Source organism: Acrocarpospora phusangensis, assembly GCF_016862995.1.
Classification (GTDB): Bacteria; Actinomycetota; Actinomycetes; order Streptosporangiales; family Streptosporangiaceae; genus Acrocarpospora; species Acrocarpospora phusangensis.
The window spans coordinates 1-12,533 of sequence record NZ_BOOA01000083.1; the positions used below are offsets into that span (position 1 = coordinate 1).

Sequence of the window (12,533 nt, forward strand, 5' to 3'; positions counted from 1 at the left end):
CAGAGACCCGTGATCCTTCTCTTCGCGTTGAAAGCCTACGGTCTCTTCCCGTGCAGCCTCTGGCGCTGGAGACGCCTGCCCACTGCTCGATCTCTGTTGCCGGGGCAGAGAAACAGAAGAAGAGGCTTCGCCTCTGGCGTCTGCCGCATGAGACAGGCGGAGTATCGAAGGTGGTATGAGCGGAATGCAACCGATTCCCAAGACTTCGGCCCCTAGCCACTGGATCCAGCTTGGACGATGTGGAACGTCTCGCGGAGGTCTGCCGCTTCGGGAAGATAGCGGGCTCCACCTCTCCGCCCTGAGCCGGGAAGCCGTCACGTACGCGTTGCTGTCGATGGTGCCCGCGCTGGTCAAGGACATCCCGAACCGTCCGGGGGACGATGAACTAAGAGCTGCCCTCCGCACTTACGCCCTGCTCCCGGAGGGGGGCCGACCCCGTAGGCCAGAGCTGCCCAAGCAGCTGGAGAAAGCGCTTGGCTGGCTTGAGGAGGCGTCGCTTCCGCCGGCTGACTTGGCTGAGCCGCGCGTTATCCGGCTGGCGCTGGACTCGATCGCGCTTACGTTCGCGGGCAAGCCTGCGGCCACCACGACGGTATGGCGTAAGCGGGCGATCTTGCACCACATGATGGAGTCAGTCGTTGAGCTGACGTTGCTGCCGTCCAACCCCCTCCACGCCGTGAAGTGGAAGCGGCCGGTAGCCTCCGCTGCCGTAGACCCTGGGACCGTGGTCAACCCAGCTCAGGCGCGCCCTGCTCGACGCGGTCAAGCAGGTGGGCCGAACGTGGGCGTCGGATGGTCGCCATGTTCGGGTGCACGTGTTACGCGGCTCTGCGCTTGGAAGAGGTCGCCGCGCTTCGACGCCAGAACTGCCACCTCCGGAGGAGGGATGAGGCTCGATCACCCTCGAACGCGCTCGTCCGCAAGCGAACATTGCACGCATATTGATGAATACGGCACAGCGGCCGACGGCGGGCTGTTCCGTACCGGGAAGGGAAGCCGCTACTCCGCCTCGGCCTGCTCGCAGATCTGACAGGAAGCGCGTCGACTCGCCCTCACCCCCGAGCAACTCGTCTCACGTTTGGCGGCTCGTCCCTACGACCTTCGACACGCGGCGGTCTCGCTATGGCTGAACGCGGGCGTCCCGGCGCCCGAGGTAGCCAAACGGGCGGGGCACAGCGTTGATGTCTTACTCAAGGTCTACGCGAAGTGCGTGGACGGTGAGCAGTCCCGCGCGAACGGTCAGATTGGCCGGGCCTCGACGAATGATCCACGACCCCCGGAACGGCCTCGGATTATGCGAAGGCCTTCGGCTCCGGCGTAGGCCTTCAGTGCACCGGAGTCGGCGAGGCGGGTGCGGTCGTCGCCGACCTCGGCCAACATGCGTGCACCGGTCGGCTCGCCCAGGCCCGGGTGATATGGGCTGGGGGAGTGTGATCGTGTAAGCCGATGTTGCTGTACGCGGCACTGCACGCCCCGCCGGATGTGGCCGGGTTGACCATTCGTGCGGGTGCGGGATGAGGCTCGGACAACAACGCGGATGGAAAGTGCGGTCGGGGATGCAACAACTGTGCTTTCCAGCCGCCCTTTCTATATGGAAGCACCAGACAAAGGTCCTGGCCCAAAAGGCAAGGATGAGCTACGGTTAGCTTAACAACTTCATACACTCCGTTACCTGCGACCGCGTCCCACCCACGGGGGGCCGCAGTCAGACTCCAGGAGATCCCCCATGCTCACTGAGCAGGCGCATGACGCCCTCTCGGCCCTGTACGCGCGGGCCCGCAAGACCAGCGACAACTACGAGCTTGAGCGGATTGAGCGCGCACTCGATGAGATCATCCGGCTCAATGATGCTGCCCCTGCCGCCTTCCAGATCCGTAGCGCGCTGGCGCACGCCGGTCAGGTCCTGCGCGAGCGCCGTGGCCTTGCCTCGTTCGCTCCGCTCGATGACATCGAGCCTCACCAGGAGCCGGGACGGTGTGACGTCCGATTCGCGGTTGTGGACCTCACAGTTTGGCTGCAGACGACCCCGGCGCTGACGGAGGGGCAGCGGCACCTCATGAATCAGCTCCTTGCCGAGGAGGACGGCACCGTTCTCGCGGCGACTCACGGTCTTGTCCCTGCGCGGTTGCGGGAGCGGATCTCCCGCATCCGCCGGATCGCGCGCACCGCATACGCCAGCGAGGTGGCGGCGGCGTGAGCAGGCCTCGGCTTATGCGGCTTGCGCGCTGGGTCATCCGTGCTGTTATCCCCGTTGGGCTAATCGGGACCTATATTCTGCACCGCGGCAGCTCTCCGGTCTACGTCGGTCGCAGCGACACGGACCTGCGGCGGCGGCTGCTCGAGCACAGCGCCCGCGCGCGGGGAGAGTACTTCTCCTACGACGTGCACTACACGTCCGAGCAAGCTTTCGAAGTCGAGTGCAGCCTGTTCCACGCCCTGCGCCCCGCGCTCACGAACGTACTGCATCCCGACCGGCCCAACCACCTGACCTCCCCGTGCCCGTTCTGCCTCGACACCCTCGGTGACGTGCTGGGCAACCGCCTGCGTACCCCGAACCTCTAAGTCCCCTTCTCCGAGACGGAGACCACCCGTCTCAGAGATCACGAAAGGACGACCATGAACAACAACCCGATCTTTCAGGAGCCGACTCCGGCTCAGCCGCAGCCTGGGGGTAAGCCCCGTGCGGACATCATCCAGATCGACACCGCTCTGGAATCCATGCGCGATTCTGGATTCGACCTCACCGCCGCCGCCGGCGAACCGATCGACAACTCGGTGGAGGCAGGAGCCACCCGCATCCAAGTGCTGACCAAGTTCGGAGAGAAGGGACGCTCTATCAATGAGATCACCTTCATCGACGACGGCCGCGGTATCAAAGCAGATATCCTCGCCCACGTGCTGTCCATGGGCTTCAGTACCCGCTACGGAAAGCGCGGCAGCCTGGGCCGCTTCGGTGTCGGTCTCAAACTCGCCGGTCTCAGCCTCGGTCGGCGCATCGACGTTTACACCAAGCAGGCGGGAGACCCCACCATCCGGCACGCCTACATCGACCTTCAGGAGATCGCTGACAAGAAGCAGACCCATATCGAGGCCCATGACGTCGAGGGCTGGCCACGCGAGTACGAAGACGCCATACGCAGCTTGGATGGAGAACCGCTCGACTCCGGCACCCTGGTGATCTACAGCAAGATCGACCGTCTCACCGCAGGGGGTCACTACGGCACCAGTCTGGACGAGAAGCTCAGTGAACTGCGCAGCTTCATCGCTCGTGCCTACCGCAAGTTCCTCGATCAGGGGCTGGTCATCGAACTCAACGGCGCGAAGATCACCCTGCTGGACCCGCTCTTCCTCATGGACAACCCACGGATCATGAGTCGATATGCCCCGGAAGACCCACGGGGAACTATCATCGACCAGGAGGACATCGAGATCGTCGACGGTCACCACATCCACGTCACGGTCACCCTTACCCCGGTCCAGTTCCGCTGGGAGGAGGGTGTGGGCGGAAACAAGGACCACAACGGTCGCGACATTCGCGAATACCAGATTGTCGAGCGCGCTGGCAAGATCAGCGTGGTTCGTAACGGTCGCGAGATCAACTATGACATCGTTCCGCGGCTGCTCCCGTCCGGGGTCGATAAGGTTGACCGCTACATCGGCATCGAGGTCACTTTCCCGGCCGAACTGGATGAGTTCTTCCAGGTCCGCAACGTCAAGCGCGGCGCGGTTCCCGTGGACAAGCTGCGTCAGGAACTTCGCAAATGGCTTGAGCGCCCGGTGAAGGCAGCACGGGGCGAGATCCGGAGACACTGGGGCGAAGTCAAGACGCAGCAGCAGGCGGCTGCCCAAGAGCACCAGGACTCCATGGATGCTGCCGCGCGCGCCGAAAGGACGGCACCCATGGGACAAGCCGGTAAGCAGCTCACGGAGGAGCAGAGCGAGCAGCTGCTTCAGGAGCTGTTCAATGATCTTGGTATCAAAGAGGACAAGGAGCAGACGGAACAGGTTCGTGAGCAAGTTGAATCGAAGCCATTCACCTTGGTCGATGCAAGCTGGCCGGGCAAGGAAATCTTCGAGATCACTCACCTCAACGGCAAGGCCATCGTCAGGCTGAACCACCGTCACCCGTTCATCCGCGATATCTATGATCCACTCAAGGCCGTTGCCAAGAACGGCACCAACGGCGTCGACATTGAGGAGCTTGTGAGCCTCGCACGCAAGACGGGGCAGGCTCTCGATGTCCTCTTCCTCGCCTACGGCAAAGCCGAGAACATGCACCGCGATCCCGAACAGTTCGACGACCTGCGCAGCTACTGGGGCCAGTTCACCCAGGCCTACCTCCGTGAGCTCGCCCGCGGAGAAGAGGGCTAGTACAGCGACGACCATGTGATGTCCAACCCTGGTCCCAAGCGGTCTCCGCTTGGGACCAGGTTGCGCGATCATCGTGTCCCCAAGGTTAGCTTCCGGCTTCGCGACGAATTTCGCCGGACTTGATCGTTTACAGAGATAAGTGCCCTTGCTGATCTTGATGCATAGAGCTACGGCGTTCTGGTCCGAGAACGACCAAGTCGGTATTGCCCGTTCCGTGTCGGGACGATGCAGGACCCCTCTATCAGGTCCGGATCGTTCGTTGATGTTCCCCGGCTTCCGTGGAGTCGCTTTGCTTGACTTGTGCCATGGACCCCTTAAGAAGAGGTCGGCATGTCACGCAAGGGCTACCCGTCGGAGTTTCGCCGCAAGGTGCTGGATCTAGTCGAGGCCGGACGGCCTGTGAGGGACATCGCCCGCGATCTGGGGATCAGCGAACAGACGATCTACGTCTGGCGCAAACAGGACCTGATCGACAAGGGTCGGTTACCCGGTGCCACCACGACCGAGCAGGTTGAGCTGCTGGCCGCCCGCAAACGGATCCGGGAACTGGAGACCGAACTGGCCGTCACCCAGCGGGCGATCGAACTGGTGCGAGAGGTGGTGCCCCCAAAAGACGGTTCGAAGCGATCGCGGTGATGGCCGGCGAGGCCTGCCGGTCCAGGTCGCCTGCAGGGTCCTGAACGTCTCCGAATCGGGCTACTTCGCCTGGCGGAACCGCCCGCCCTCGCCCAGGTCGCTGCGGCACGCGTGGCTGAGTGAGCGCATCCGGCAGATCCACGCCGCCTCCCGCGGCACCTACGGCTCGCGGCACGTCCACGCCGAGCTCAAACTGGGCAGCGGCCTGATCGTCGCCTACCACACGATCGAGATGCTGATGCAGCGCCAAGGCATCCGCGGCCTGCCCGGCAACCCGCGAGGGCGCCGGCCGGCCCAGCAGGCCCCTGCCGCCGCCGACCTGGTCGACCGGGACTTCCACCGGGACGCACCCAACACGTTATGGGTCACCGACATCACCGAGCACCCACCCGCGAAGGCAAGGTCTACTGCTGCGTCGTCCTGGACGTCTACTCCCGCCGCGTCGTGGGCTGGTCCATCGACAGCACCCAAACATCGGCGCTGGTCACCAACGCGCTCGGAATGGCCATCCACAACCGCACACCGCAGCCGGGCGGGCTGATCCACTCCGACCACGGGACGCAATTCACCTCCGGGGCGTTCACCCGCCGCGCCCGCGAATCCGGGCTCGTCCCCTCCATGGGCTCCATCGGTGACTGTTTCGACAACGCCGTCATTGAGTCCTTCTGGGGCCGCATGCAGGTCGAACTACTCAACCGGCAACGCTGGAGAACCCGCATCGAACTCGCCAACGCGATCTTCGAGTACCTCGAGATCTTCCACAACCGGCAACGCCGCCACAGCGCCCTGGGAATGCGCACACCCGTCGAATACGAGATGCTCTACCCAACCCGTCAACCGGCATGAAGTCCAGCCAGACGGCTCCACCCAACACGGGGAACATCACCCCAGGCCTCGATGACTGAGCCCTTGGGGTGTGAGTCGTTTCGCGTGGGTGAACTGCCGGGCGCGCGATGTGGGGCCCGTTTGGATGGGCATGGCGGTGCGGGGTTGAAGCGCGGTTGTGGACCTAGCGCTTCTGCGCTCCGCCACGCGTAAAGCGATTCTGGGGCAATGCGTCCCCGGTGTTCCAGCCCACGAAATTCGTCGCGCTGGGGCTGAGGAACGAGGTCACAGCGCTCCGATCGCCCCAACCCTGTACCGCGAGTGCCGAAGTGAGCGATCGTCATAGCGCCAGCCACTCCACCTTCTGCGTGGCGGTTTCAAGACCGTTAGAAGCTATCAGAACTTCCGCCCATGACCTGGGCATATGGCCATATGATCAGCATCCGAGCAAAGATCATCGCGTAGATACCCCGCAACCTGTGTACAGCCACTCGACAGCCGCACTCACCTGCACTTATGCACGCGCACGACATCAAGCCAAGGAAACCACGGCCCGTGGTGTGCTGATCGTGTAGCTGAACCGGGCAGGTAAGGCGTAAACCGGTTATGAGCAAGTTGATCATTTCGCTTATACTCCGGATCTTGTGCTGCTTGCTCTATACCCCATCTGGCGTTAAGGGCGGCATCCCACTGAAGGCCAGCGCGATGCCTGCAGCTGACCATCCCTGTCATCCGCCCGGTGGTCTTCTGCGCCCCTCTTGAGCCCAGAGGTGATCGACTTGATTGACTCGTTGGCAGCTGACCGCATGCGCAGGGTTGCCAAGCCTGCGCCTCGCTGCCCATGTGGCCTACTGTCTGGCGGCAGCTTCACCGGTACGAAGATCCGTAATCACTCCTCGTCTTCGTTTCCCACCTCCACGACGAGTCAGGACGCGAAAGAGGACACTCTGAGCTGCAGGTTGACCTGATCCATGTCCTGCATCGAGACTGCACGACCGGGCATGCGGGACCGCAGGACCACTGCGAGGAAGCGGGCTAGGTCAATTCCGTCTGCGAGGCCTCGTATTCTGCAGGGATGGCACCTGGGAGGCGGCCATTTGGCAACATCGAGCCGGTCGGCCCCAACAGGGCACCGACGCAGGGGATGGAGATCATCGACCAACTGGAACGGAAATCGAGATACGAACGAGTTCATTCTATGATTAAATGACGAAAAAAGTGTTTCACGCTGATCCAGCCAGGTCATTTTCAAAGAGGGGGATAACGTTGAGCAATGAAAAATTGCCCAAGGGAATTGCGACCGATGCCAAGTCCGCAGTAATGCGACCGTCGCTGTTGGAATCAGCTTTCCCATATGCGGATGTATCGCGGCTGGTCGCAGCTGATCGGAGAAGCCGAGACGGTGCTTATAGCGCCCATCGCTGGTTTGCCAGACGGCCAGCAGCCCTGCTGCGGTCACTCTTGTTGGCAGCCGCCTTGCCTGCTGAAGCGTCGATTGAGGAGTTGTGGAGCACATACAGGCAGCCGGTCGAATGGCTGCGGGGCAAGAAAGTCCATGATCCATTTTTGGGAGGAGGAACAACACTAATCGAGGCAAGCAGACTTGGGGCCGATTGCATTGGGGGCGACATTGACCCACTTGCAGTACTAATGGCTCGCCATGCCAGCAACCCACCGACCAGGTCGGAATTCAGAGAGTCTGCCGACGCCTTAATAGATCATTTGAAAGCACAGATTGGGCATCTGTACCCCTACCGCGAGGCAACCTTACCTCTCCATACCTTCTCGATCGCATTGGTGACCTGCAATACATGTGAGCTTGAAGCGCCCCTATACCGCAACCCAATTATCAGTCGGGGTGTGGACAAGCAGGGCTCGGTTGCCCGCCCTCTCGGCTCGACCGTTTTCTGCCCGCAATGCTTCCAAGTTCATGAGCTGCCAGTTTCGGCAGACGACTTTGCTTGCTGCGGGTCAGTCTGGCGACTCGATGAAGGAACATTCGCAGGCGCGTTCTTTGTCTGCCCTGGTTGTGGGGCGAAGAGTACGCACCGCGATCTGAAGACAGGGATAGCGCCGCGAGTTCGAGTGGCAGTGGAAGAGACTGGACCTCAAGGCCGTCGCTTCCGCTCGGCCGATCATCGCGAGATAGACATGGAGGCAGAAGCGCGGGCATTCTTGCTAGCAAACTGGCGCAAGATGGACCTACCGAATGCGGAGTTTCCTTCAGATCGCACGGATGCTCGACCGGTAACCTTTGGCATATTGAGCTACAGGCAGCTCTTTAGTGATCGACAGCTCGCGCTCTTCGGAGTTGCATTCAATTGGATTCAGAATCAGAATCTCAATGCTTCAACCGATAGGGCGTTGAGATTGGCTGTCAGTAATGCATTGGCAACGAACAACCGACTCTGTGGTTATGCCCATGAGTACGGTCGCCTAGCGGCGCTATTTAGCGTCAGAGGCTATTCATTGCCCACGCTGGCGGTCGAGCTCAACGCACTTCATCCAACAGCAGGAAGAGGAACGATTCCGCGTGTCGTAGAAAGAATTATGGCTTCTCTTAGTCGGGAAACTCGGCGTTACGTTTTTGAAGAGAATCCGCACATATTCGGCAGTGAGCGAATCGCAAAGATGGCAACACTAGAGTTCCCTCGATCCCAAAATGTGTCAGTTGACGTTGTATCGGCAGACTCGGATGCAAGACGAGAACCCGATTACGGGGATGTGGATCTGATCCTGACTGATCCGCCCTATTTCGACTATATCGCCTATGATGAACTATCCGCCTTCTACCGAGCCTGGCTGGTCAATTCCGATCTTGCTGCGAAGCCACTACACCCGCCTGCAACAGGAGATCGGGTCAAGGAATTTGGAACTCGTCTCGGTAGAGCGCTCTGGATTGCGGCAAGCCGGCTGAAGCCTACGGGGCTGCTGGCTTTCACTTATCATTCTTCCAATCCCGATGCTTGGAGTGCCGTAGGTATCGCACTCGACGAGGCCGCTTTGCGAGTTACCGCTTTGTGGCCTGTACTCACGGATCCACATATGGGACATCACGGCAAAAAGGGATCATGCGAGCATGATCTCGTCGTAGTGGCGAGACCTTCGCTTATTGCACATTCCGGACCCGCGCCTTTCGAGGGTACGGACGACCCTGCGGAAGCGTGGGTAGCCGATGCTGCCCGTGTGCTCCAGCTGGGAGAAGCAGATCGCATGAATCTGCGATTGGCATATGAGACTTGCTCACCTCGATGGGGCGTGCTCGATGTGCCATAGTACGTTCGTAGACAGGACGGTACGTGTCTAGGATGATGCCGGGGGGGGGTCTAGGCACCAACTGCGAAGGGCGGAAATGAACCGCAGCGAGCGGATACATGACGTGGAGACTCGTAAGAAGGCTGCCTTTCGTGATGGCCACAGACGAACACATGATCTCTGGTGTAATGGCGAGTGGAAGAAATTTGAAGTGTGGCGCGTTCCCGTTGACGCGCTAACTCTGAATGTAGACAACAAGCGCTTTGGCGCAACGCGCACATTGGTAGAGCAGGGACTGGGCAGAACATTAGATCCCGAGAACGATCCGGTCGATGAACTCTCGATCATATCAATCTTGCTCGATCAAAGCCTGAAGATTGATATGGAAGGCGTGTCCGGAACCGCCAGTAAGGACTACCTCGCCCTACGTGAAGACTGGCATGCGCGTCAGCAGGCCGAGCCTTTATGGATTCGCCCTGACGGAACCGTACGTAACGGCAACAGGCGTCTCGCCATGATAAAGAGGGAACGCGCCCTCCACGGTGCGGCGAGTATAAATGAGTGGGTCGAGGTAATCATAATCGACCCTGCCCATGTCGACGAAAAAGAACTGTTCCGTATGGAGCAGAATGAGCAGTTGGCAGAGAATTTCAAAAAGCGATACGACCGGATCGATAGGCTGCTTGCTCTCAGGGAAGCGGCAGAATTGGAAGGAATCGACTGGGCGGATCCTGCCAGCTTGGATCGTGTAGCAGGGATCCTGAAGCACTTCGCCGGGAAGGACGATAAGCGGTATGCGATCACTCAGCTGAGAGCAATCCGTGCCATTGATGCTTATCTCGACTACTTGGGGCAACCAGGTCAATATCACTATGTAATGCAGGAGCGCCAAGTCGAGGTCTTTAGAGAAGTAGGTCGCATTCTACAATTAGGAGACGAATACGCAGATGATATATCCGACTTGACGCTGACAGCCTTCGCTGCTGTGCAAGCAGGCGCGACTTATAATGATATTCGGTCTATGCGTAAGCTATTCACTGAAGACCGAGAAGAATTCCTACGAGTAGCAGGCCAGATTGGCAACGAGGAAGAACGCGCAGGGTGGCCGCCAGATTCGGATACAGAGACCGAAATCGCTGTAGTCGATCCTGAGGTCCTTACGGCGGAAGAAAACGAAGAAGATCCGCCGGTGCCGCCCGCCACGGCCCTAAACTACCCCAAGAAGGCTGTCCTAGGGCACATTCAGCGTGCTGTTGACCGGGTCAGCACGGCAGGTCTGGATGTAGCGGCGCAACTGCAACAGGCGCGTGATCGCCTCGAAGCGGTGACTGAAGATCGGCTAAGAGAAGCCATGGCCAGCGCGGTTACAGAAGATATTTCTGAATCGCTAAGGGCCATCGTAGCTTGGGCAGCCCACATACGAGCAACGTCGCTCGGGGGAACCAGTGTCGAGGAATGAGCGAAGCCGATTCCGTGAGCATGACTGTAAGAGTTGAGTTTGACGGAGACGCTGTACTTGTTCGAGGCAATCAGGCTCTCGTCAAAGACCGGCAGCTGCGGTTATATTTTGGCTCTCTCTTGGGGGCGCAAAGAATCTCAGACGGCTGGCGTTGTCCACGCCGCCGGCGTGAACTAGGCGAGTTGGCTCTTCAGATTGATCGGTACTTGGCGCGGCGTGGGTTCTCTGTCAGCCGCGACGAAGGCGTAGACGATAGCGTCCGAAGAGATGAAGAAAGGCAGCGTAGTTTTGCGCGTACGCGTAAGGCCGCTCAAGATCTTCGAGAAGGTGTGACACCCTTTTCGCTGCATGAAATTCAAGCGGAGTTAATTTCCGCAGGATGGAACAACGACGAGCGGCCTCTTCGACCCCATCAGTTGGACGCTGTTATTCACGGCTTGACAGTAGGAAATGCTGCAAACTTCAGTGTTCCAGGAGCCGGAAAGACAGCCAGTACTTTAGCCTTGGCTACGGTTCATCAGAATGCGGGGACAATCGACTGTATTGTGGTCGTAGGCCCGCTGTCCAGCTTTCGTCCATGGGAACTTGAGGCGGCAACTGCGACCCCGTGGCTTCGGCCGATTCGAATCAGGGGTAATGCTGGCAAGCGACGTAGCCTTTATGGGGATGCTGTCCCGGGTTCACTTCTGATCTTAAGTTACGCGGTAGCCGCATCGGATCAAAGACAATTGATCACCTTGTGTGAACGCCTCAACGTAATGTTAGTTGTAGACGAGTCTCACCGAGTGAAGCGGTTTCGCGGAGGTATTTGGGCTCCGGCCCTACTAGAGGTTTCAAAGCGCGCAAGGGTTCGTATCATTCTGAGCGGGACTCCGATGCCACAAAGCGGCCGCGATTTGTATTCTCAGCTTAATATAGTTTGGCCTGGCCGTGAGCTTACCGGCCCGCGTGATCCTTTTGCTGCCGAAGTTAAGGACCACTTCCATCGCGTCCTAGACCGCGTAACTCCTTTTATGATCAGGACTCCGAAGAGAGCACTCGGATTGCCCGAGGCGACTATTGTTCGACATGCCGTAGAATTGTCTGAACTGGAAGCGCAAATATATAACCTTGTGGTACAAAATTTGCGTCGGCGTGTCGATGCCGCAGGGTCGGTTGAGCGGGCTCGTTTAGAGGCTCTACGCCGTGGGCGGCCCTTACGTTTGATCCAAGCAGCAACTAACCCCGAGTTGCTTGGGAGGTTGGACCTGGGGATCCCCATACCGCCTGTATCTGGCGCACCGACGCTGCTTTCACGGCTCGATACTTATGATCCACTCACGACACCCGCCGCTAAAAGTCTCAAGGCAATTGAGGTGCTCACAGGTGTCGTAGCTGAGCAGGAAAAGGCAGTCGTCTGGAGCAGCTTTATTGCTAATCTGGATCGCTTCTCGGAATTGGCAAAGGCTCGATTGCAGGTTCCAGTCTTTCAAGTCGACGGAAGAATTGCCACTGGAGATGAGGCCTATGACGATAACCTCGCCTCTCCTGCTGATGCGCCTGAGACGCGTGAGCAGGTGATCTCATCCTTTTTGTCGTGCAGGGGGCCAGCATTATTGGTAGCTAATCCTGCTTCCTGCTCGGAATCAATCTCGCTACATATGGCTTGCCAAACTGCAGTGTACCTCGATCGCACCTATGATTGTGCCCAGTGGCTACAGTCCATCGATCGAATTCACAGGCTTGGGCTTCCTCCCACAGCCAAAGTTGTGGTTCACATTTTGCAAGCTGTGATGCAGGATAAGCCAACTGCGGACTTTCTCGTCGATTCGGCGCTTCTTCGAAAAGAAGAGGTCATGCGTCAATTGCTGGAGGGGGCTGAGCTTGGTCCGATAGGTCAGAGTGACAATGCTCTAGCTGATGCTGAGGGTGACTTTTCGGATCTCCATGAGATGTTGAAATACTTACTCGGGATAGCCCCATAGCCATGGATATACGGGGTGGGTGG

Annotated in this window: 6 protein-coding genes and 1 pseudogene; all 7 read left to right on the top strand. The window is 59.3% G+C overall.

What is annotated here, in order from left to right:
• Positions 1 to 1,726: 1,726 nt before the first annotated feature.
• Complete coding sequence (locus Aph01nite_RS33730) at positions 1,727 to 2,197, top strand: hypothetical protein (RefSeq protein WP_204045101.1); 471 nt, start codon at positions 1,727 to 1,729, stop codon at positions 2,195 to 2,197.
• Between the two features lie 14 nt (positions 2,198 to 2,211).
• Entirely contained in the window at positions 2,212 to 2,562 is a 351-nt protein-coding gene (locus Aph01nite_RS33735; protein WP_204045102.1) for a GIY-YIG nuclease family protein, read from the top strand.
• 54 nt (positions 2,563 to 2,616) lie between these two features.
• Complete coding sequence (locus Aph01nite_RS33740) at positions 2,617 to 4,371, top strand: ATP-binding protein (RefSeq protein WP_204045103.1); 1,755 nt, start codon at positions 2,617 to 2,619, stop codon at positions 4,369 to 4,371.
• A gap of 330 nt (positions 4,372 to 4,701) precedes the next feature.
• Positions 4,702 to 5,853, top strand: a pseudogene (locus Aph01nite_RS42755) (IS3 family transposase).
• Between the two features lie 1,185 nt (positions 5,854 to 7,038).
• Positions 7,039 to 9,108 carry a hypothetical protein gene (locus Aph01nite_RS33750; RefSeq protein WP_204045104.1) on the top strand — a complete coding sequence of 690 codons (2,070 nt, stop codon included), beginning with the start codon at positions 7,039 to 7,041 and terminating at the stop codon, positions 9,106 to 9,108.
• 76 nt (positions 9,109 to 9,184) lie between these two features.
• Complete coding sequence (locus tag Aph01nite_RS33755; protein WP_204045105.1) at positions 9,185 to 10,546, top strand: hypothetical protein; 1,362 nt, start codon at positions 9,185 to 9,187, stop codon at positions 10,544 to 10,546.
• A 20-nt stretch (positions 10,547 to 10,566) separates the two neighbouring features.
• Positions 10,567 to 12,510, top strand: coding sequence for an SNF2-related protein (locus tag Aph01nite_RS33760; RefSeq protein WP_239162183.1), 1,944 nt, complete (start codon positions 10,567 to 10,569; stop codon positions 12,508 to 12,510).
• The last annotated feature ends 23 nt before the right edge of the window (positions 12,511 to 12,533 follow it).